Origin of the sequence: Salmonella enterica subsp. enterica serovar Typhimurium str. LT2, assembly GCF_000006945.2 — a bacterium.
Taxonomy (GTDB): Bacteria; Pseudomonadota; Gammaproteobacteria; order Enterobacterales; family Enterobacteriaceae; genus Salmonella; species Salmonella enterica.
Map to the genome: position 1 here is coordinate 262373 of NC_003197.2, position 20087 is coordinate 282459.

Genomic DNA, 20087 nt, shown 5'->3' on the forward strand with positions numbered 1-20087 from the left:
AATAACGATGGCGATGAAAAAGTTGCTCATAGCGTCGCTGCTGTTCAGCAGCGCCACCGTATACGGTGCTGAAGGGTTCGTAGTGAAGGACATTCATTTCGAAGGCCTGCAGCGAGTCGCCGTTGGTGCGGCTCTCCTCAGTATGCCGGTGCGCACAGGCGACACGGTTAATGATGAAGATATCAGTAACACCATTCGCGCTCTGTTCGCCACCGGCAACTTTGAGGACGTCCGCGTCCTGCGCGATGGTAATACCCTTCTGGTTCAGGTAAAAGAACGTCCGACCATTGCCAGCATCACTTTCTCCGGGAACAAGTCGGTGAAAGATGACATGCTCAAGCAAAACCTCGAAGCGTCTGGCGTACGTGTTGGCGAGTCTCTGGATCGCACCACGTTGTCTGATATCGAAAAAGGTCTGGAAGACTTTTACTATAGCGTAGGTAAATACAGCGCCAGCGTTAAGGCGGTCGTCACGCCGCTACCGCGCAACCGTGTTGATCTTAAACTGGTGTTCCAGGAGGGCGTATCGGCGAAGATCCAACAGATCAACATCGTCGGTAACCATGCCTTTAGCACCGAAGAACTCATTTCTCATTTCCAGTTGCGTGACGAAGTGCCGTGGTGGAACGTCGTCGGCGATCGTAAATACCAGAAACAGAAGCTGGCGGGCGACCTTGAAACCTTGCGCAGCTACTATCTGGATCGCGGCTACGCGCGTTTCAATATTGACTCCACGCAAGTGAGTCTGACGCCGGATAAGAAAGGGATCTACATCACCGTCAATATCACCGAAGGCGATCAGTACAAGCTTTCCGGGGTTCAGGTGAGCGGTAACCTGGCCGGACATTCCGCTGAAATTGAGAACCTGACGAAAATTGAACCGGGCGAGCTCTATAACGGCACCAAAGTGACCAAAATGGAAGATGACATCAAAAAGCTTCTGGGTCGCTATGGTTACGCCTATCCGCGCGTGCAGTCACAGCCTGAAATTAACGATGCTGACAAAACCGTAAAACTGCGCGTAAACGTCGATGCGGGCAACCGTTTCTACGTGCGTAAGATCCGCTTTGAAGGCAACGACACCTCAAAAGATTCCGTTCTGCGCCGTGAAATGCGCCAGATGGAAGGGGCGTGGCTGGGCAGCGACCTGGTTGACCAGGGGAAAGAGCGTCTGAACCGTCTCGGCTTCTTTGAAACCGTCGACACCGACACGCAGCGCGTTCCGGGTAGCCCGGATCAGGTTGATGTGGTGTACAAGGTGAAAGAGCGCAACACCGGTAGCTTTAACTTCGGTATCGGTTACGGTACAGAAAGCGGCGTTAGCTTCCAGGCCGGCGTTCAGCAGGACAACTGGTTAGGTACCGGTTATTCCGTGGGGATTAACGGCACCAAAAACGACTACCAGACCTACAGCGAACTGTCCGTTACTAACCCATACTTTACCGTTGACGGCGTGAGCCTCGGTGGTCGTATCTTCTATAACGACTTCCAGGCGGACGACGCGGATCTATCCGACTATACCAACAAGAGTTACGGTACGGATGTGACGCTTGGCTTCCCCATCAACGAGTACAACACGTTGCGTGCTGGTCTGGGTTATGTCCATAACAAACTGTCCAACATGCAGCCGCAGATCGCGATGGATCGTTATCTTGAGTCGATGGGACAATCTGCTGATACCAGCAGTTTTGCCGCTGATGACTTCACCTTTAACTACGGCTGGACCTATAACAAGCTTGACCGTGGTTATTTCCCGACGGACGGTTCGCGCGTCAATCTGACGGGGAAAGTGACGATTCCAGGTTCCGACAACGAATACTACAAAGTGTCGCTGGATACCGCGACCTATGTGCCTATCGATAACGATCACAAGTGGGTGGTTCTGGGGCGTACTCGCTGGGGTTACGGCGATGGTTTAGGCGGCAAGGAAATGCCGTTCTATGAGAACTTCTATGCCGGTGGTTCCAGTACCGTGCGTGGTTTCCAGTCGAATACTATCGGCCCGAAAGCGGTCTATAAAAATGGCGCCCATACTAGTTGGGACGATAATGATGATTACGAAGACTGTACTCAGGAATCAGGCTGTAAATCAGATGATGCGGTAGGTGGTAATGCCATGGCTGTCGCCAGCCTGGAATTTATTACCCCGACGCCGTTCATCAGCGAAAAGTATGCCAACTCGGTTCGTACCTCCTTCTTCTGGGATATGGGTACCGTTTGGGATACGAACTGGGATCCGTCATCTGCGCCGTCAGATGTACCGGATTACAGCGATCCAGGCAACATCCGTATGTCCGCGGGTATCGCATTACAATGGATGTCCCCATTGGGGCCGTTGGTCTTCTCCTACGCCCAGCCGTTTAAAAAGTACGATGGAGACAAAGCCGAGCAGTTCCAGTTTAACATTGGTAAAACCTGGTAATTGTTCACTGCAAAGGAATGCATTGGTAGTGTAGCGATGACTTTTGGCGATGCCCCCAGGGATCGCCAGGCCACGCAAAGAGCTGTACCTTCGGGTGCAAATGGGATGGTAAGGAGTTTATTGTGAAAAAGTGGTTATTAGCTGCAGGTCTTGGTTTGGCGATGGTAACGTCCGCACAGGCTGCTGACAAAATTGCAATCGTCAACATGGGTAATCTGTTCCAACAGGTTGCGCAGAAGACGGGTGTATCCAATACACTGGAAAACGAATTTAAAGGCCGTGCGGCTGAACTGCAAAAAATGGAAACCGATCTGCAATCTAAAATGCAGCGTCTGCAATCCATGAAAGCAGGTAGCGATCGTACTAAGCTGGAAAAAGACGTGATGTCTCAGCGCCAGACTTTCGCACAAAAAGCGCAGGCTTTTGAGAAAGATCGCGCTCGTCGTTCCAACGAAGAACGCAACAAACTGGTGACTCGTATCCAGACTGCGGTGAAAAAAGTGGCTAACGACCAGAGTATCGATCTGGTGGTAGACGCAAACACCGTTGCTTACAACAGCAGCGATGTGAAAGACATCACCGCTGACGTACTGAAACAGGTTAAATAAGTAATGCCTTCAATTCGACTGGCTGACTTAGCAGAACAGTTGGATGCAGAATTACACGGTGATGGCGATATCGTCATCACCGGCGTTGCGTCCATGCAATCTGCAACAACAGGCCACATTACGTTTATGGTGAATCCTAAGTACCGTGAACACTTAGGTTTATGCCAGGCTTCTGCGGTTGTCATGACGCAGGACGATCTTCCTTTTGCTAAGAGTGCGGCGCTGGTAGTTAAAAATCCCTACCTGACCTACGCGCGCATGGCGCAAATTTTAGATACTACGCCGCAGCCCGCGCAGAATATCGCGCCAAGCGCCGTGATTGATGCGACGGCAACGCTGGGTAGCAATGTTTCAGTCGGCGCGAATGCGGTGATTGAATCTGGCGTACAACTGGGCGATAACGTGGTTATCGGCGCAGGCTGTTTCGTCGGAAAAAATAGCAAAATCGGGGCGGGTTCACGCTTGTGGGCGAACGTAACGATTTACCACGACATTCAGATCGGTGAGAATTGCCTGATCCAGTCCAGTACGGTGATCGGCGCGGACGGTTTTGGCTACGCTAACGATCGTGGCAACTGGGTGAAGATCCCACAACTGGGCCGGGTCATTATTGGCGATCGTGTCGAGATCGGCGCTTGTACCACCATTGACCGTGGCGCGTTGGATGATACTGTTATTGGCAATGGCGTGATTATTGATAATCAGTGCCAGATTGCACATAACGTCGTGATTGGCGACAATACGGCAGTTGCCGGTGGCGTCATTATGGCGGGTAGCCTGAAGATTGGCCGTTACTGCATGATTGGCGGCGCCAGCGTGATCAATGGGCATATGGAAATATGCGACAAAGTCACGGTAACTGGCATGGGTATGGTGATGCGTCCCATCACGGAACCGGGCGTCTACTCCTCAGGCATTCCGCTGCAACCCAACAAAGTATGGCGTAAAACTGCTGCACTGGTGATGAACATTGATGATATGAGCAAGCGTCTCAAAGCGATTGAGCGCAAGGTTAATCAACAAGACTAACGTTCCGCCTTGTAGTTGCCATTCTTTTCCGGCCTGTCACATTCATACGATTGCGGCAGGCCGTGTTATTATTGCCTTTTTGTATATTTGGACAGGAAGAGTATTTTGACTACTAACACTCATACTCTGCAGATTGAAGAGATTTTAGAGCTTCTGCCGCACCGTTTTCCGTTTTTACTGGTCGATCGCGTGCTGGACTTTGAAGAAGGTCGTTTTCTGCGTGCGGTGAAAAATGTCTCCGTCAACGAGCCGTTTTTCCAGGGGCATTTCCCGGGCAAACCGATTTTGCCAGGCGTGCTGATTCTGGAAGCGATGGCGCAGGCAACCGGTATTCTGGCGTTTAAAAGCGTTGGTAAACTGGAACCTGGCGAACTGTATTATTTCGCGGGTATTGATGAAGCGCGCTTTAAGCGTCCGGTGGTGCCAGGCGATCAGATGATCATGGAAGTCACTTTCGAGAAAACGCGCCGTGGCCTGACCCGCTTTAAAGGGGTTGCGCTGGTCGACGGTAAAGTCGTGTGCGAAGCAACCATGATGTGTGCTCGTAGCCGGGAGGCCTGATTCGTGATTGATAAATCCGCCTTTATTCATCCTACCGCCATTGTGGAAGACGGCGCTGTAATTGGCGCTAATGCCCACATTGGTCCCTTTTGTATTGTTGGGCCGCAGGTCGAAATTGGTGAGGGAACCGTACTGAAGTCTCATGTGGTCGTGAATGGTCAAACCAAAATCGGCCGCGACAACGAGATTTATCAGTTTGCCTCCATCGGTGAAGTGAACCAGGATCTGAAATATGCGGGTGAGCCGACCCGTGTGGAAATTGGCGATCGTAACCGCATCCGCGAAAGCGTCACCATTCATCGTGGTACAGTGCAGGGCGGTGGGTTGACGAAGGTGGGTAGCGATAACCTGCTGATGATCAATGCGCATGTCGCACATGATTGTACGGTAGGTAATCGCTGTATCCTCGCCAACAACGCCACGCTGGCGGGGCACGTATCAGTCGATGATTTTGCGATCATCGGCGGTATGACGGCAGTTCATCAATTCTGCATTATCGGTGCGCATGTGATGGTCGGCGGCTGCTCCGGCGTGGCGCAGGATGTCCCTCCGTATGTGATTGCGCAGGGTAACCATGCGACGCCGTTCGGGGTAAATATCGAAGGGCTGAAGCGTCGCGGCTTTAGCCGTGAAGGGCTGGTGGCGATTCGTAATGCCTACAAACTGTTGTACCGCAGTGGTAAAACGCTCGACGAAGCGAAGCTGGAAATCGCTGAACTTGCTGAAAAGCATCCGGAAGTGAAGGCGTTTACCGAGTTCTTTGAGCGTTCAACGCGCGGTCCGATTCGTTAATGGCGGCACAGCGTCCTTTAACGATTGCCCTGGTCGCCGGTGAAACGTCCGGCGATATTCTTGGCGCAGGCTTAATTCGTGCGCTGAAAGCGCGCGTACCCAACGCCCGTTTTGTGGGCGTTGCGGGGCCGCGTATGCAGGCCGAAGGGTGTGAAGCCTGGTACGAGATGGAAGAGCTGGCGGTCATGGGCATTGTTGAAGTGCTCGGACGTTTACGCCGTTTGTTGCATATCCGCGCCGATCTGACCCGCCGTTTTACCGAACTCAAGCCCGATGTCTTTGTCGGGATTGATGCCCCTGATTTCAATATTACCCTCGAAGGTAATCTGAAAAAAAAAGGGATTAAGACCATTCATTATGTCAGCCCGTCCGTTTGGGCCTGGCGACAGAAACGCGTTTTCAAAATAGGCAGATCCACCCATATGGTGTTGGCTTTTCTGCCTTTCGAAAAAGCGTTTTACGATAAATTTAACGTCCCGTGCCGCTTTATCGGTCACACCATGGCGGATGCCATGCCGCTGGACCCGGATAAAAATGCGGCGCGCGACGTGCTGGGTATCCCGCATGACGCCCATTGTCTGGCGCTACTGCCAGGCAGCCGTGGCGCGGAAGTGGAAATGCTCAGCGCCGATTTCCTGAAAACCGCACAATTGCTGCGACAGCGCTATCCCGATCTGGAAGTGGTAGTGCCGCTGGTGAACGCGAAACGCCGCGAGCAGTTTGAAAAAATTAAAGCGGAGGTTGCGCCGGATCTCGCCGTTCATTTGCTGGACGGCATGGCGCGCGAGGCGATGATCGCCAGCGACGCGGCTCTGCTGGCCTCGGGTACGGCGGCACTGGAGTGTATGCTGGCAAAATGCCCGATGGTAGTGGGATATCGTATGAAGCCCTTCACTTTCTGGCTGGCGAAACGTCTGGTGAAAACGGAGTATGTGTCTTTGCCTAACCTGCTGGCGGGAAGAGAATTAGTCAAAGAGCTGTTGCAGGAAGAGTGCGAACCGCAAAAACTCGCCGAAGCGCTGTTGCCGCTACTGGCGAACGGTAAAACCAGCCATGCGATGCACGACACCTTCCGTGAATTGCATCAGCAGATCCGCTGTAATGCCGATGAGCAGGCGGCAGATGCCGTCCTGGAGTTAGCACAATGATCGAATTTGTTTATCCACACACCCATTTAGTGGCGGGTGTGGATGAAGTGGGCCGTGGCCCGCTGGTGGGCGCCGTAGTGACCGCCGCCGTGATCCTCGATCCGGCGCGTCCGATCGTCGGTCTGAATGATTCCAAAAAATTGTCTGAAAAGCGTCGTCTGTCATTGTATGACGAGATTAAAGAAAAGGCGTTAAGCTGGAGTCTGGGGCGCGCGGAAGCGCATGAAATTGATGAGCTGAATATTTTGCACGCCACCATGCTCGCCATGCAGCGCGCTGTCGCTGGTCTGCATATTGCGCCAGAATATGTGCTGATCGACGGCAATCGCTGTCCGGAGCTGCCTGTGCCGTCAATGGCCGTGGTGAAAGGCGACAGCCGCGTGGCGGAGATTAGCGCGGCGTCTATTCTGGCGAAAGTCACCCGCGACGCAGAAATGGCGGCGCTGGATATCGTTTTTCCTCAGTATGGCTTTGCGCAGCACAAAGGCTATCCAACCGCTTTTCATCTGGAAAAGTTGGCCCAGTATGGCGCGACGGCGCACCACCGACGCAGTTTTGCGCCTGTTAAACGCGCTCTGGGACTTGTGTCCTGATTCTTGTATCGAGAAATCTGAAGATGTCTGAACCACGTTTCGTTCACCTGCGGGTGCACAGCGACTACTCTATGATCGATGGGCTGGCGAAGACCGGGCCGCTGGTGAAAAAGGCGGCCTCATTAGGTATGCCTGCGCTGGCGATCACCGATTTTACCAACCTCTGCGGTCTGGTGAAGTTCTACGGAGCGGGTCATGGCGCGGGCATTAAACCCATCGTCGGGGCGGACTTTAACGTTCACAACGAACTGCTGGGAGATGAGCTGACTCATCTGACGGTACTGGCGGCGAATAATACGGGATACCAGAACTTGACGTTGCTGATCTCGAAAGCGTATCAGCGCGGCTACGGCGCGGCAGGCCCGATTATCGAGCGCGACTGGCTGGTAGAGCTTAAAGAAGGTTTGATCCTGCTTTCCGGCGGGCGCATGGGCGACGTAGGCCGCTGTCTGCTACGCGGCAACCAGGCGCTGGTGGAGGAGTGCGTTGCTTTCTATGAAGCGCATTTTCCCGATCGCTACTTCCTGGAACTGATCCGTACCGGCAGACAGGATGAAGAGACCTATCTCCATGCTGCGGTTGAGCTGGCTGAGGCACGTGGTTTGCCGGTTGTCGCGACAAACGATGTCCGTTTTCTTGAAAGCGATGATTTTGACGCCCATGAGATTCGTGTCGCGATCCACGACGGTTTCACGCTCGACGATCCTAAACGTCCACGCAATTATTCACCGCAGCAGTATATGCGCAGTGAAGAAGAAATGTGCGAGCTGTTCTCCGATATTCCGGAGGCGCTGGAAAATACGGTGGAGATTGCCAAACGCTGCAACGTAACGGTGCGTCTGGGTGAATATTTCTTGCCGCAGTTCCCGACCGGCGATATGACCACCGAAGATTATCTGGTCAAAAAAGCGAAAGAGGGGCTGGAAGAGCGTCTGGCTTTCCTGTTTCCGGACGAAGAAGAGCGCAAAAAGCGTCGCCCGGAATATGACGAGCGTCTGGATATTGAACTACAGGTTATCAACCAGATGGGGTTCCCTGGCTACTTCCTCATCGTGATGGAGTTTATCCAGTGGTCAAAAGATAACGGCGTGCCGGTAGGGCCGGGACGTGGTTCCGGGGCTGGTTCGCTGGTGGCCTACGCGCTGAAAATTACCGACCTTGATCCGCTGGAATTTGACCTGCTGTTCGAACGTTTCCTGAACCCGGAACGTGTCTCGATGCCTGACTTCGACGTTGACTTCTGTATGGAGAAACGCGACCAGGTGATTGAACACGTCGCAGATATGTACGGGCGTGATGCGGTATCGCAAATTATCACCTTCGGTACGATGGCGGCGAAAGCCGTTATCCGCGATGTGGGCCGCGTGCTGGGGCATCCGTACGGTTTTGTCGATCGTATCTCGAAGCTGGTGCCGCCCGATCCGGGCATGACGCTGGCAAAAGCCTTTGAAGCGGAACCGCAACTGCCGGAAATTTACGAGGCGGATGAAGAGGTCAGAGCGCTGATCGATATGGCGCGTAAGCTCGAAGGCGTCACGCGTAACGCCGGTAAGCACGCTGGCGGCGTGGTCATCGCGCCGACCAAAATTACCGACTTTGCGCCGCTGTACTGCGATGAAGAGGGCAAGCATCCGGTTACCCAGTTTGATAAAAGCGACGTGGAATATGCCGGGCTGGTGAAGTTCGACTTCCTCGGTTTGCGTACGCTGACTATCATCAACTGGGCGCTGGAGATGATCAACAAGCGGCGGGCGAAGAATGGCGAGCCACCGCTGGATATCGCTGCCATTCCGCTGGACGATAAAAAAAGCTTCGACATGCTGCAGCGCTCGGAAACCACGGCGGTCTTCCAGCTTGAATCGCGCGGCATGAAAGATCTGATCAAACGTCTGCAGCCGGACTGCTTTGAAGATATGATCGCGCTGGTGGCCCTGTTCCGTCCCGGCCCGTTGCAGTCAGGGATGGTAGATAACTTCATCGACCGTAAGCACGGTCGTGAAGAACTCTCTTACCCGGACGTTCAGTGGCAGCATGAAAGCCTGAAGCCGGTACTGGAGCCGACCTACGGCATCATTCTGTATCAGGAACAGGTGATGCAGATTGCCCAGGTACTTTCCGGGTATACTCTCGGCGGCGCGGATATGCTGCGTCGTGCGATGGGTAAGAAAAAGCCGGAGGAGATGGCCAAACAGCGTTCCGTTTTTGAAGAAGGCGCGAAAAAGAACGGTATCGACGGCGAACTGGCGATGAAAATCTTTGACCTGGTGGAGAAATTCGCCGGTTACGGGTTTAACAAATCGCACTCCGCCGCTTATGCGCTGGTTTCTTACCAGACGCTATGGCTAAAGGCGCACTATCCGGCAGAGTTTATGGCGGCGGTGATGACTGCCGATATGGACAACACCGAGAAGGTCGTCGGCCTGGTGGACGAGTGCTGGCGGATGGGACTGAAAATTCTGCCGCCGGATATTAACTCCGGGTTGTACCATTTCCACGTTAATGATGAGGGCGAGATCGTCTACGGTATTGGCGCGATCAAAGGCGTCGGCGAAGGTCCGATCGAAGCGATCATCGACGCGCGTAATCAGGGCGGCTATTTCCGCGAGCTGTTTGATCTGTGCGCGCGGACCGACACCAAAAAGCTCAACCGCCGGGTGCTGGAAAAGCTGATCATGTCCGGGGCGTTCGACCGCCTGGGGCCGCACCGCGCCGCGCTGATGAACTCATTGGGCGATGCGCTGAAAGCCGCCGACCAGCACGCCAAAGCGGAAGCTATCGGTCAGACGGATATGTTCGGCGTGCTGGCGGAAGAGCCGGAGCAAATCGAACAATCCTATGCCAGCTGCCAGCCGTGGCCGGAGCAGGTGGTGTTAGATGGGGAACGTGAAACGTTGGGGCTGTACCTGACGGGCCACCCTATCAATCAGTATTTAAAAGAAATTGAGCGCTATGTCGGCGGGGTAAGGCTCAAAGACATGCATCCGACAGAACGTGGTAAAGTCACCACGGCTGCGGGGCTCGTGATTGCCGCAAGGGTTATGGTCACCAAGCGCGGCAATCGTATCGGCATCTGTACGCTGGATGACCGTTCCGGGCGTCTGGAAGTGATGTTATTTACCGACGCGCTGGATAAATACCAGCAGTTGCTGGAAAAAGACCGCATACTTATCGTCAGCGGACAGGTCAGCTTTGATGACTTCAGCGGGGGGCTTAAAATGACCGCCCGCGAAGTGATGGATATTGACGAAGCTCGCGAAAAATACGCTCGCGGGCTTGCTATCTCGCTGACGGACAGGCAAATTGATGACCAGCTTTTAAACCGACTCCGTCAGTCTCTGGAACCCCACCGCTCGGGGACCATTCCAGTACATCTCTACTATCAGAGGGCGGATGCGCGTGCGCGGCTGCGTTTTGGCGCAACGTGGCGTGTCTCTCCGAGCGATCGTTTACTTAACGATCTGCGTGGCCTCATTGGTTCGGAGCAGGTGGAACTGGAGTTTGACTAATACAGGAATACTATGAGTCTGAATTTCCTTGATTTTGAACAGCCGATAGCAGAGCTGGAAGCGAAAATCGATTCTCTGACTGCGGTAAGCCGCCAGGATGAGAAACTGGATATTAATATCGATGAAGAAGTCCATCGCCTGCGCGAAAAAAGCGTAGAACTGACGCGCAAAATCTTCGCCGATCTCGGCGCATGGCAGGTAGCCCAACTGGCGCGCCATCCGCAGCGTCCGTACACCCTGGATTATGTCCGTCTGGCGTTTGATGAGTTTGATGAGCTGGCGGGCGATCGCGCCTATGCTGATGACAAAGCCATCGTCGGCGGTATCGCGCGTCTGGAAGGGCGACCGGTGATGATCATTGGTCATCAGAAAGGTCGTGAAACCAAAGAAAAAATTCGTCGTAACTTTGGCATGCCAGCGCCGGAAGGCTACCGCAAAGCGCTGCGCCTGATGGAAATGGCTGAACGCTTCAACATGCCGATTATCACCTTCATCGACACCCCGGGTGCATACCCTGGCGTGGGCGCGGAAGAGCGTGGTCAGTCTGAAGCCATCGCCCGCAACCTGCGTGAGATGTCTCGTCTGAACGTACCGGTCATCTGCACCGTGATTGGCGAAGGCGGCTCCGGCGGCGCATTGGCGATTGGCGTGGGTGATAAAGTGAATATGCTGCAATACAGCACCTATTCCGTTATCTCCCCGGAAGGTTGCGCCTCTATTTTGTGGAAGAGCGCCGACAAAGCACCATTGGCTGCTGAAGCGATGGGCATCATCGCGCCGCGTCTGAAAGAGCTGAAGCTAATCGATTCCATCATTCCGGAGCCGCTGGGCGGCGCGCACCGTAATCCGGAAGCGATGGCGGCATCGCTAAAAGCGCAGCTGCTGGAAGATTTAGCCGATCTCGATGTGTTAAGCACCGATGATTTAAAAAACCGTCGTTACCAGCGTTTGATGAGCTACGGTTACGCCTAATCATTTACCTCATTTTTCCCCAAGAGGCCGGATAATCCGGCCTCTTTTTTTTGGTCGAGGAAAAATGAGACGCCGATGAGTTGATGTGATTAAACGCAACGGCATGTTCTCCCTGACACTGTATCAACTGCCAGGCGTGTGGCCAGGGCAGGCAGTGAACTACCCTTCAAGGAGAAAATTATGGGATTGCAAAAAACACTGGCGCTCAGCGCCGTAGCGGCAGGGATCATGTTGAGCTTATCCGGTGCGCAGGCCGCGCCGCTGCTTAGCAGTAGTGAGCCAATGACCATTAACGCCAGCGATCTGGCGGCGAAAGAGAAAGCGCTAACGGATTTTCCGTTAATGGAGGCCGTGAAATCCTCTATTCAGACGTTGGATAACAGCGCGGTCGAACAAATCGAACCGGGGCGCGCCGCTAACCCGGCAAACGTAAAACGCGTTGAAAGTATTCTGAAAGAGGCCGACTGGGATTATCTGTTCCCGATGCGCGCGCCGGAATATACTTACTCTAACTTCCTGAAAGCGATAGGTAAATTCCCGGCGGTTTGTGGTACCTACACCGATGGACGCGATAGCGACGCTATCTGCCGTAAAACCCTGGCTACTATGTTTGCGCATTTTGCCCAGGAGACGGGCGGTCACGAAAGCTGGCGTGACATTCCGGAATGGCGTCAGGCGCTGGTCTATCTGCGCGAAGTCGGCTGGACAGAAGGGCAGAAAGGCGGCTACAACGGCGAATGTAACCCGGATGTATGGCAGGGCCAGACCTGGCCGTGCGGTAAAGATAAGGACGGCGATTTCCTCAGCTATTTTGGCCGCGGGGCAAAACAGCTTTCTTATAACTACAACTATGGGCCTTTCTCTGACGCGATGTATGGCGACGTTCGCCCTCTGCTGGATAAACCCGAGCTGGTGGCGGATACCTGGATGAACCTGGCGAGCGCCGTCTTCTTCTTTGTGTATCCGCAGCCGCCGAAGCCGTCTATGCTACATGTGATTGACGGTACCTGGCAGCCAAACGATCGCGATAAAGCAAACGGCCTGGTATCAGGTTTCGGCGTCACTATTCAGATCATCAATGGCGGCGTGGAGTGCGGCGGCGCAGATGAGAATGCGCAGTCGCTTAACCGCATCGCCTACTACAAAGAGTTTGCCAACTACCTGAAAGTGCCGGTGCCGGCGGACGAAGTGTTGGGCTGTAAAAAGATGAAGCAGTTCGATGAAGGCGGCGCTGGCGCGTTACCGATCTATTGGGAACAAGACTGGGGCTGGAGCGCCGATACTGCGGACGGTAAAACCTATTCCTGCCAGTTAGTGGGATATCAGACGCCGTATACCGCCTTTAAAGAGGGCGACTACACGAAATGTGTACAGCATTATTTCAACGTTAATGTCGTCGATGATAACGGAACCACTGAACCGGATGTCACGCCAACTCCGGCGCCAGTGACGGATGAAAACGTGGCGCCAGTCGCGCGCATTGCCGGACCGGTCGGGGCGGTGGAAGCCGGTAGCCCGGTTTCACTCAGCGCGGAAGGATCGACCGACGCGAATGGCGACAAGCTCACCTATACCTGGATGTCGCAGGATGGCAAAACGCTGAGCGGCCAGGATAAAGCCGTTGTGATTTTCAACGCGCCGGATGTCACTCAGAACACCCAGTATGTGGTGAATCTGACCGTTAGCGACGGTACGCTCTCCAGTACAGCGGTTTATACGCTGAATGTGAAAGCGAAGGCCGCCGCTGCGGATGACGAAGATAAGACCACCAGCTACCCTGCCTGGAGCAGCAGCCAGAAATGGAATCCGGGCGACATCGTCAACAGTAATGGCGCATTGTACCAGTGCAAACCGTTCCCGGAAGGCTCATGGTGTAATGTTGCGCCTGCCTACTATGAGCCCGGCGTAGGGATTGCCTGGGCCGATGCATGGAACGCATTGTAATAAGATAAATCCTGTCGGTGCTTTGCATCGGCAGGATTGTTACTATGCTTATCTCAGGTTTTTTCAGGAGAAAGCATGAACATCATCGCCATTATGGGGCCGCACGGGGTTTATTATAAAGATGAACCCATCAAGGAGCTTGAGCGTGCATTACAATCCCTGGGATTTCAAATTATCTGGCCGCAAAATAGCGTTGACTTGTTGAAGTTTATTGAACATAACCCGCGCATCTGCGGCGTTATTTTTGACTGGGATGAATACAGTCTCGACCTTTGTAGCGAAATCAACCAGCTAAATGAATACCTTCCTCTCTACGCCTTTATCAATACCAACTCCACGCTGGACGTTAGCGTTCACGATATGCGCATGGCGCTGTGGTTTTTTGAGTATGCATTGGGGCTGGCTGAAGATATCGCGACGCGCATTCATCAATATACAAACGAATATCTCGATAATATTACGCCGCCGTTTACCAAAGCGCTTTTTACCTACGCCAAAGAAGGAAAATATACCTTTTGTACGCCGGGTCATATGGCGGGAACGGCGTATCAGAAAAGCCCGCCAGGCTGCCTGTTTTATGACTTTTTTGGCGGCAATACCTTAAAAGCTGATGTGTCGATTTCGGTGACTGAACTGGGATCGCTGCTGGATCACACCGGGCCGCATCTGGAAGCGGAAGAGTATATCGCCCGTACTTTTGGCGCCGAGCAGAGCTATATGGTGACGAACGGTACGTCGACCTCGAATAAAATTGTCGGTATGTATGCCGCGCCTGCGGGAAGTACGCTACTTATTGATCGTAATTGTCATAAATCGCTGGCGCATTTGCTGATGATGAGCGATGTGGTGCCTCTCTGGTTGAAGCCGACGCGCAATGCGCTCGGCATTCTCGGCGGTATTCCCCGAAGGGAATTTACCCGTGCAAGCATCGAAAGCAAGATAGAGGAGACCCCTCAGGCGCAATGGCCGGTGCATGCGGTTATCACCAATTCGACTTACGATGGTCTGCTGTATAACACTAACTGGATCAAGCAAATGCTGGACGTTCCCTCGATCCATTTTGATTCCGCCTGGGTACCCTATACCCATTTCCATCCGATCTACCAGGGGAAAAGCGGGATGAGCGGCGATCGGGTGCCCGGAAAAGTGATTTTCGAAACGCAATCCACCCATAAAATGCTGGCGGCTTTTTCGCAGGCGTCGCTTATTCATATCAAAGGGGAATATGACGAAGAGACGTTTAACGAAGCGTTTATGATGCACACTTCCACATCGCCGAGCTATCCCATTGTCGCCTCTATCGAGACCGCAGCGGCGATGCTGCGCGGCAATCCAGGGAAAAGATTGATTAATCGTTCGGTGGAACGGGCGCTCCATTTTCGTAAAGAGGTACAGCGGCTACGTGAAGAGTCCGATAGCTGGTTCTTTGATATCTGGCAGCCGGAAGAGGTTGATGAGGCCGAATGCTGGCCGGTCACGCCGGGAGAAACCTGGCATGGCTTCACCGATGCCGATGACGATCATATGTTCCTCGATCCGGTTAAGGTGACAATCCTGACGCCGGGGATGGATGAACAGGGCAACATGAGCGAAGAGGGGATACCCGCCGCGCTGGTGGCGAAGTTCCTTGATGAGCGAGGCGTGGTGGTGGAAAAAACCGGGCCGTATAATCTGCTGTTTTTGTTCAGCATAGGGATTGATAAGACCCGTGCGATGGGGCTGCTGCGCGGACTGACGGAATTTAAACGCGCCTACGATCTTAACCTGCGCGTCAAAAATATGTTGCCGGATCTGTATGCGGAAGATCCGGATTTTTATCGCAATATGCGCATTCAGGATCTGGCGCAGGGGATCCATAAACTGATCCGCCAGCACGATCTTCCGGGGCTGATGCTGCGGGCGTTCGAGGTTTTACCGGAGATGATCATGACCCCGCACCAGGCCTGGCAGCGTCAGATCAAAGGTGAGGTGGAAACCGTGGCGCTCGATCAACTGCCAGGGCGCGTTTCCGCGAATATGATCCTGCCTTATCCGCCAGGCGTTCCGCTGTTGATGCCCGGCGAGAGGATCACGCAACAGAGTCGGGCCGTGCTCGATTTTCTGCTGATGCTCTGCTCGATTGGCCAGCATTATCCCGGTTTTGAAACGGATATTCACGGCGCGAAACGGAATGAAGACGGGGTGTACCAGGTACGAGTCTTAAAACACGCCTGCTAGCTTGCCTGACGGGAATGTGACGAGTAACGTACTGATAATCAATAAAGGAGACGCTATGCTGGGATTAAAACAGGTTCATCACATCGCGATCATTGCGACAGACTATGCGGTGAGCAAGGCGTTTTATTGCGATATTCTGGGGTTCGATCTGCTAAGCGAAGTCTGGCGGGAAGAGCGTGACTCGTGGAAGGGCGATTTGGCGCTAAACGGGCAGTATGTGATTGAGCTTTTCTCTTTTCCCTTCCCTCCGGCGCGTCCAAGCCGACCTGAAGCCTGCGGCCTGCGCCATCTGGCTTTCAGCGTGGAAAATGTGGAAAACGCCGTTGCGCATCTGGAAAAGCATCAGGTTAAGTGCGAACCGATACGCATCGATCCGTATACCGGGAAGCGCTTTACTTTTTTCAACGATCCGGACGGTTTACCGCTTGAGCTGTATGAGCAGTAAGGCTTGTCATTAAGACGCTCGCCAGGTAACGTTGCCGGGCTAAGTCACTATAAGCATGGATCATGACCACTCTCACGTTGAATACCTCGTTACTCTCTTCTCGCCGTATTCTGGCTGCCTTTAGCGGCGGCCTGGATTCTACGGTGCTGTTGCATCAACTGGTGTTGTGGCGAGAACGCCATCCTGACGTCACGCTGCGTGCTATCCATATTCATCACGGTTTAAGCCCTCATGCTGATAGCTGGGTGCGGCATTGCGAAACCGTATGCGAACGCTGGCAGGTTCCGCTGGTAGTGGAGCGGGTGACGCTGGCGGATAATGGCCTGGGTATCGAGGCCCATGCGCGTGAAGCGCGCTACCGGGCGTTCGCACAGACGCTATTGCCTGGCGAAGTGCTGGCAACCGCGCAGCACCTTGACGATCAGTGTGAAACGTTTCTGCTGGCGTTAAAGCGCGGCAGCGGTCCGGCCGGACTTTCCGCGATGGGAGAACGCTCGCCTTTTGCCGGAACTCTGCTTCTTCGCCCGCTGTTGAGAGAAACGCGGAAGACGCTGGAACAGTGGGCTGTGCGTCATGGCTTATGCTGGATTGAAGATGAAAGCAATCAGGATGACGCCTACGATCGCAATTTTTTACGCCTGCGCGCGCTTCCGCTCTTACAGCAGCGCTGGCCGCATTTTCCTGCGGCGGTAGCCCGTAGTGCGACGCTCTGCGCCGAGCAAGAAAGGCTGCTGGACGAGCTTCTGGCCAGCGATCTTACTGACTGTATCACGGCGGAGGGAACATTGCGGCTCTCTCCATTAATGTCGATGAGCGATGTACGGCGGGCGGCGATTTTGCGTCGCTGGCTGGCGATGCGTAATGCGCCGATGCCCTCTCGCGACGCGCTGGAACGTATCTGGCAGGAGGTGGCGCTGGCGCGCGACGATGCCTCTCCCTGTTTACGCTTTGGCGATCACGAGATTCGCCGTTACCAGTCGCAACTGTGGTGGATTAAATCCGTGGCCGGACAACACGAAACGACGGTCGCCTGGCCCGTCTGGCAAACACCGCTGGCGCTGCCTGCCGGCTTAGGGACGGTACAGCTCGTTCCTGGTGGCGAACTGCGCCGACCGCGAGAGGAAGAATCCGTCAGCATTCGTTTTAAAGCGCCAGGCGTGTTACATATTGTCGGGCGTAACGGTGGACGTAAATTAAAGAAAATCTGGCAGGAGCAGGGGATCCCGCCCTGGCGACGAGATACCACGCCGCTGTTGTTTTACGGCGAAACGCTGATTGCGGCTGCGGGTGTTTTTGTGACGCGTGAGGGAGCAGCAGAAGATAAAGAAGGGGTGAGTCTGGTTTGGCATGCCTGATGGCGCTGCGCTTATCAGGCCTACGTATCGCATGGAACGTAGGCCGGATAAGGTGCTTGCACCACCATCCGGCAACAAAATACTCAGGATTCGCTAACTACCACGGTACCAATTTCCGGGTGGCTGAAACTGGCGATTTTATCGAGACGAAGTTCACAAGACTCGCCGGAAACTTCGGCAAGCAGATATTCTACGTTTTTACGTAAGATCAAATCGTTCGCTTTTGCCTGCAAAACCTCGCCATCTTTTAACGTTAGCGTCAGTATTAAATGATGCATGCAGGCAAGCTCAAGACTATCGTAGTCATCGCAATTAATGGGTTGATACGTTTCATTCATTGACATAATCGCTCACCAGTAAGTTCGCGGCAGCATAAGCTGCCTTTTCCCTGACCGACTCTGAAAGGGCGCTATCTGCCGCCACTTCATTAAGCACTTTCAATACACAACCCAGCGCATCCGGGACATACCCTAAGTCTCCGCTGGCGATTTCCGCATACCGCTTGCGTACTAACTCACAATATTTTTCCACATGCCCTCCTGTCAGCATTCTGACTTAACCGTGGATGCAAGTCTAAGCCTACGAAGTTAAATCTTGTTTAGCAAGGTGACTATACCATACTCATTTGCGCAATATCAGCGCCTGACGCGAGTGGGTAAAAGATTCGTTAACAGCCTTTTAGCGCGGTTTTCGCTACAATGGGCGCCTGATTCGAAAGGAGTTTTCTCATGGCGCTTAAAGCGACAATTTATAAAGCCGTCGTCAATGTGGCTGACCTTGATCGCAACCGGTTTCTGGATGCGGCATTGACGCTGGCGCGTCACCCTTCTGAAACGCAGGAGCGCATGATGCTGCGCCTGTTGGCATGGATAAAATATGCTGATGAACGGTTGCAGTTTACACGTGGGCTCAGCGCGGAAGATGAGCCGGAGGCCTGGCTGCGCAACGATCATCTGGGCATCGATCTCTGGATAGAGCTGGGGCTGCCGGATGAGCGCCGTATTAAGAAAGCCTGTACTCAGGCGAGCGATGTCGCGCTCTTTGCTTATAACTCCCGGGCGGCGCAAATCTGGTGGCAGCAGCATCAAAGCAAGTGCGCGCAGTTCGCTAACCTGTCCGTCTGGTATCTGGATGACGGGCAGCTGGCGCAGCTCAGTGAATTTGCCGATCGTACCATGACGCTACAGGCGACGATTCAGGACGGCGCAATCTGGCTTTCTGATGCTCGGAATAATCTGGAAATACAGCTAACCGCCTGGCAACAGCCCTCATGATTGCCATCTCCCGGACGGTCTCCATAGCCGATAATGAGCTGGAAATTACGGCCATTCGTGCGCAGGGCGCGGGTGGTCAGCACGTAAATAAGACCTCTAGCGCGATTCATTTGCGCTTTGACATTCGGGCCTCTGGCCTGCCAGAGTATTATAAACAGCGTTTGCTGACGGCCAGCCACCATCTGATAAGCGATGATGGCGTCATTATCATTAAGGCGCAGGAGTTCCGGAGCCAGGAGCTCAACCGGGAAGCGGCTATCGCCAGGCTGGTTGCCGTCATAAAAGAATTAACCGCGGAGCAGAAAAGCCGTCGCGCAACCCGTCCGACGCGTGCCTCGAAAGAGCGCCGTTTGTCCTCAAAGGCGCAAAAATCTTCTGTAAAGGCGCTTCGCGGCAAAGTTCGTCGTCCACTGGATTGACGGGCAGGAATAGCAATTTCATAAGGATTTTATGGTGAGAACAGCAATATTGTCAGTAGCGGCAGCCTGTACGCTATTTGCATTGATAGGGTGTAATAACCGTGCGGAAGTTGACGCCCTGCAACCTGCGCAGGCGGCGGAATTAAAACCCATGCAGCAAAGCTGGCGCGGCGTGCTGCCCTGTGCGGATTGTGAAGGTATTGAAACGTCACTATTTCTGGAAAAAGACGGCACATGGGTGATGAACGAGCGCTATCAGGGCGTGCGCGAAGAACCTTCCTCTTTTGCGTCATACGGTACCTGGGCGCGGACGGCGGATAAACTGGTGTTAACCGACAGCAATGGCGAGAAATCGTATTATCGCGCGAAGGGCAATGCGCTGGAGATGCTCGACAGAGAAGGCAATCCGGTGGCTTCGCAGCTTAATTATACGCTGGTGCCTGTTACCGCCAGCCTGCCGGTAACGCCAATGCCGCTGCGTGGTATGTATGTATGTATACAGGGCCGATGCGGCGACCTTTACCGATTGCGCGACCGGAAAACGGCTGCCGGTCGCCAGTAACGCCCAGCTTGAGCGCGGCTATCTGGCGGCGAAAGGTGAAGCGGAAAAACCGGTGCTGCTGACGGTAGAAGGGCATTTTGTGTTTGCCGCGAACCCGGACACGGGCGAGCCGGTAAAAACGCTAATAGCCGATAAAAATGCGAAGTTTGCGCCGGGTAAAGATTGCACTCACTAATAAAAGGCCTCGCAGGGTGCGAGGCCTTTACATATCTGCCGGATGGCGCCGGGCAACCCCAACAA

At 53.9% G+C, this 20087-nt stretch carries 17 protein-coding genes, 1 pseudogene and 18 other annotated features; of the genes and pseudogenes, 16 read left to right on the forward strand and 2 right to left on the reverse strand.

Annotation, left to right across the window (positions count from 1 at the left end):
- The first annotated feature begins 7 nt into the window (after window positions 1-7).
- The 13 genes from yaeT to mesJ all read left to right on the forward strand — a co-directional run bounded on the left by yaeT (window position 8) and on the right by mesJ (window position 17592).
- Window positions 8-2422: a putative outer membrane antigen gene (gene yaeT / locus STM0224; protein NP_459229.1), complete on the forward strand. Its 2415-nt coding sequence runs from the start codon at window positions 8-10 to the stop codon at window positions 2420-2422.
- A gap of 110 nt (window positions 2423-2532) precedes the next feature.
- Window positions 2533-2538, forward strand: a ribosome-binding site (putative RBS for hlpA; RegulonDB:STMS1H000591).
- Window positions 2533-3030 (forward strand): histone-like protein, located in outer membrane gene (gene hlpA / locus STM0225; RefSeq protein ID NP_459230.1). Within the gene, window positions 2545-3030 belong to an annotated coding region; the region does not span the whole gene. (Overlaps the previous feature by 6 nt.)
- Window positions 3019-3024: a ribosome-binding site (putative RBS for lpxD; RegulonDB:STMS1H000592), on the forward strand. It overlaps the preceding gene by 6 nt.
- The gene (gene lpxD, locus STM0226; protein NP_459231.1) for a UDP-3-O-(3-hydroxymyristoyl)-glucosamine n-acyltransferase occupies window positions 3019-4059 on the forward strand. Within the gene, window positions 3034-4059 belong to an annotated coding region; the region does not span the whole gene. The genes hlpA and lpxD overlap by 12 nt, the downstream gene beginning before the upstream one ends.
- Before the next feature lie 92 nt (window positions 4060-4151).
- Window positions 4152-4157, forward strand: a ribosome-binding site (putative RBS for fabZ; RegulonDB:STMS1H000593).
- Window positions 4152-4620, forward strand: a protein-coding gene (fabZ, locus tag STM0227; protein ID NP_459232.1) for a (3R)-hydroxymyristol acyl carrier protein dehydratase. Within the gene, window positions 4165-4620 belong to an annotated coding region; the region does not span the whole gene. It overlaps the preceding feature by 6 nt.
- Window positions 4612-4617: a ribosome-binding site (putative RBS for lpxA; RegulonDB:STMS1H000594), on the forward strand. (Overlaps the previous gene by 6 nt.)
- Window positions 4612-5412, forward strand: a protein-coding gene (lpxA, locus tag STM0228) for a UDP-N-acetylglucosamine acetyltransferase (protein ID NP_459233.1). Within the gene, window positions 4624-5412 belong to an annotated coding region; the region does not span the whole gene. The genes fabZ and lpxA overlap by 9 nt, the downstream gene beginning before the upstream one ends.
- Window positions 5396-5401, forward strand: a ribosome-binding site (putative RBS for lpxB; RegulonDB:STMS1H000595). (Overlaps the previous gene by 6 nt.)
- Window positions 5396-6560, forward strand: a protein-coding gene (gene lpxB, locus STM0229; protein NP_459234.1) for a tetraacyldisaccharide-1-P. Within the gene, window positions 5412-6560 belong to an annotated coding region; the region does not span the whole gene. Before lpxA ends, lpxB begins: the two co-directional genes overlap by 17 nt.
- Window positions 6543-6548, forward strand: a ribosome-binding site (putative RBS for rnhB; RegulonDB:STMS1H000596). It overlaps the preceding gene by 6 nt.
- The gene (rnhB, locus tag STM0230) for an RNAse HII (protein ID NP_459235.1) occupies window positions 6543-7153 on the forward strand. Within the gene, window positions 6557-7153 belong to an annotated coding region; the region does not span the whole gene. The genes lpxB and rnhB overlap by 18 nt, the downstream gene beginning before the upstream one ends.
- Window positions 7154-7163: 10 nt before the next feature.
- Window positions 7164-7169, forward strand: a ribosome-binding site (putative RBS for dnaE; RegulonDB:STMS1H000597).
- Window positions 7164-10659 (forward strand): DNA polymerase III, alpha subunit gene (gene dnaE, locus STM0231; protein NP_459236.1). Within the gene, window positions 7177-10659 belong to an annotated coding region; the region does not span the whole gene. Its footprint overlaps the feature before it by 6 nt.
- Window positions 10566-10574 (forward strand) — a -35 signal (putative -35_signal for accA; RegulonDB:STMLTH004537). Its footprint overlaps the gene before it by 9 nt.
- The gene (accA, locus tag STM0232; protein ID NP_459237.1) for an acetylCoA carboxylase, carboxytransferase component, alpha subunit occupies window positions 10566-11631 on the forward strand. Within the gene, window positions 10672-11631 belong to an annotated coding region; the region does not span the whole gene. Before dnaE ends, accA begins: the two co-directional genes overlap by 94 nt.
- Window positions 10592-10600: a -10 signal (putative -10_signal for accA; RegulonDB:STMLTH004537), on the forward strand. It overlaps the preceding gene by 9 nt.
- Window positions 10662-10667 (forward strand) — a ribosome-binding site (putative RBS for accA; RegulonDB:STMS1H000598).
- A 173-nt stretch (window positions 11632-11804) precedes the next feature.
- Window positions 11805-11810: a ribosome-binding site (putative RBS for STM0233; RegulonDB:STMS1H000599), on the forward strand.
- Window positions 11805-13575, forward strand: a protein-coding gene (locus STM0233; RefSeq protein NP_459238.1) for a putative endochitinase. Within the gene, window positions 11812-13575 belong to an annotated coding region; the region does not span the whole gene. (Overlaps the previous feature by 6 nt.)
- A 64-nt stretch (window positions 13576-13639) precedes the next feature.
- Window positions 13640-13645 (forward strand) — a ribosome-binding site (putative RBS for ldcC; RegulonDB:STMS1H000600).
- The gene (ldcC, locus tag STM0234) for a lysine decarboxylase 2, constitutive (RefSeq protein NP_459239.1) occupies window positions 13640-15792 on the forward strand. Within the gene, window positions 13651-15792 belong to an annotated coding region; the region does not span the whole gene. Its footprint overlaps the feature before it by 6 nt.
- Before the next feature lie 44 nt (window positions 15793-15836).
- Window positions 15837-15842: a ribosome-binding site (putative RBS for yaeR; RegulonDB:STMS1H000601), on the forward strand.
- Window positions 15837-16237, forward strand: a protein-coding gene (yaeR, locus tag STM0235; RefSeq protein NP_459240.1) for a putative lactoylglutathione lyase. Within the gene, window positions 15848-16237 belong to an annotated coding region; the region does not span the whole gene. Its footprint overlaps the feature before it by 6 nt.
- Before the next feature lie 55 nt (window positions 16238-16292).
- Window positions 16293-16298, forward strand: a ribosome-binding site (putative RBS for mesJ; RegulonDB:STMS1H000602).
- Window positions 16293-17592 (forward strand): cell cycle protein gene (gene mesJ, locus STM0236; protein ID NP_459241.1). Within the gene, window positions 16300-17592 belong to an annotated coding region; the region does not span the whole gene. (Overlaps the previous feature by 6 nt.)
- A gap of 83 nt (window positions 17593-17675) precedes the next feature.
- On the opposite strand, the gene rof is transcribed toward mesJ, so the two are convergent.
- Together rof and yaeP are read right to left on the reverse strand one after the other, a co-directional pair.
- Window positions 17676-17949 (reverse strand): modulator of Rho-dependent transcription termination gene (gene rof, locus STM0237; RefSeq protein ID NP_459242.1). Within the gene, window positions 17676-17936 belong to an annotated coding region; the region does not span the whole gene.
- The gene (gene yaeP / locus STM0238; protein NP_459243.1) for a putative cytoplasmic protein occupies window positions 17923-18145 on the reverse strand. Within the gene, window positions 17923-18141 belong to an annotated coding region; the region does not span the whole gene. The genes rof and yaeP overlap by 27 nt, the downstream gene beginning before the upstream one ends.
- Window positions 17944-17949, reverse strand: a ribosome-binding site (putative RBS for rof; RegulonDB:STMS1H000603). It overlaps the preceding gene by 6 nt.
- Window positions 18140-18145: a ribosome-binding site (putative RBS for yaeP; RegulonDB:STMS1H000604), on the reverse strand. It lies within the gene yaeP.
- 162 nt (window positions 18146-18307) lie before the next feature.
- Window positions 18308-18313: a ribosome-binding site (putative RBS for yaeQ; RegulonDB:STMS1H000605), on the forward strand.
- Between yaeP and yaeQ the strand changes: the two genes are divergently transcribed.
- The 3 genes and pseudogenes from yaeQ (at window position 18308) to cutF (ending at window position 20022) form a co-directional block, all read left to right on the forward strand.
- Window positions 18308-18866 (forward strand): putative cytoplasmic protein gene (gene yaeQ, locus STM0239; protein ID NP_459244.1). Within the gene, window positions 18321-18866 belong to an annotated coding region; the region does not span the whole gene. It overlaps the preceding feature by 6 nt.
- Window positions 18848-18853, forward strand: a ribosome-binding site (putative RBS for yaeJ; RegulonDB:STMS1H000606). Its footprint overlaps the gene before it by 6 nt.
- Window positions 18848-19285 (forward strand): putative-tRNA hydrolase domain protein gene (yaeJ, locus tag STM0240; RefSeq protein NP_459245.1). Within the gene, window positions 18863-19285 belong to an annotated coding region; the region does not span the whole gene. The genes yaeQ and yaeJ overlap by 19 nt, the downstream gene beginning before the upstream one ends.
- Before the next feature lie 31 nt (window positions 19286-19316).
- Window positions 19317-20022, forward strand: a pseudogene (cutF, locus tag STM0241) (pseudogene; frameshift relative to E. coli cutF (SW:CUTF_ECOLI); copper homeostasis protein).
- The last annotated feature ends 65 nt before the right edge of the window (window positions 20023-20087 follow it).

What these genes read in the sequence shown, in the direction of transcription:
- ldcC (NP_459239.1), top strand. Translation starts at nt 13,651, where the DNA reads ATGAACATCATCGCCATTATGGGGCCGCACGGGGTTTATTATAAAGAT.
- mesJ (NP_459241.1), top strand. Translation starts at nt 16,300, where the DNA reads ATGACCACTCTCACGTTGAATACCTCGTTACTCTCTTCTCGCCGTATT.
- accA (NP_459237.1), top strand. Translation starts at nt 10,672, where the DNA reads ATGAGTCTGAATTTCCTTGATTTTGAACAGCCGATAGCAGAGCTGGAA.
- yaeJ (NP_459245.1), top strand. Translation starts at nt 18,863, where the DNA reads ATGATTGCCATCTCCCGGACGGTCTCCATAGCCGATAATGAGCTGGAA.
- yaeQ (NP_459244.1), top strand. Translation starts at nt 18,321, where the DNA reads ATGGCGCTTAAAGCGACAATTTATAAAGCCGTCGTCAATGTGGCTGAC.
- yaeR (NP_459240.1), top strand. Translation starts at nt 15,848, where the DNA reads ATGCTGGGATTAAAACAGGTTCATCACATCGCGATCATTGCGACAGAC.
- STM0233 (NP_459238.1), top strand. Translation starts at nt 11,812, where the DNA reads ATGGGATTGCAAAAAACACTGGCGCTCAGCGCCGTAGCGGCAGGGATC.
- yaeP (NP_459243.1), bottom strand. Translation starts at nt 18,141, where the DNA reads ATGCTGACAGGAGGGCATGTGGAAAAATATTGTGAGTTAGTACGCAAG.
- rof (NP_459242.1), bottom strand. Translation starts at nt 17,936, where the DNA reads ATGTCAATGAATGAAACGTATCAACCCATTAATTGCGATGACTACGAT.
- dnaE (NP_459236.1), top strand. Translation starts at nt 7,177, where the DNA reads ATGTCTGAACCACGTTTCGTTCACCTGCGGGTGCACAGCGACTACTCT.
- rnhB (NP_459235.1), top strand. Translation starts at nt 6,557, where the DNA reads ATGATCGAATTTGTTTATCCACACACCCATTTAGTGGCGGGTGTGGAT.
- yaeT (NP_459229.1), top strand. Translation starts at nt 8, where the DNA reads ATGGCGATGAAAAAGTTGCTCATAGCGTCGCTGCTGTTCAGCAGCGCC.
- lpxD (NP_459231.1), top strand. Translation starts at nt 3,034, where the DNA reads ATGCCTTCAATTCGACTGGCTGACTTAGCAGAACAGTTGGATGCAGAA.
- lpxB (NP_459234.1), top strand. Translation starts at nt 5,412, where the DNA reads ATGGCGGCACAGCGTCCTTTAACGATTGCCCTGGTCGCCGGTGAAACG.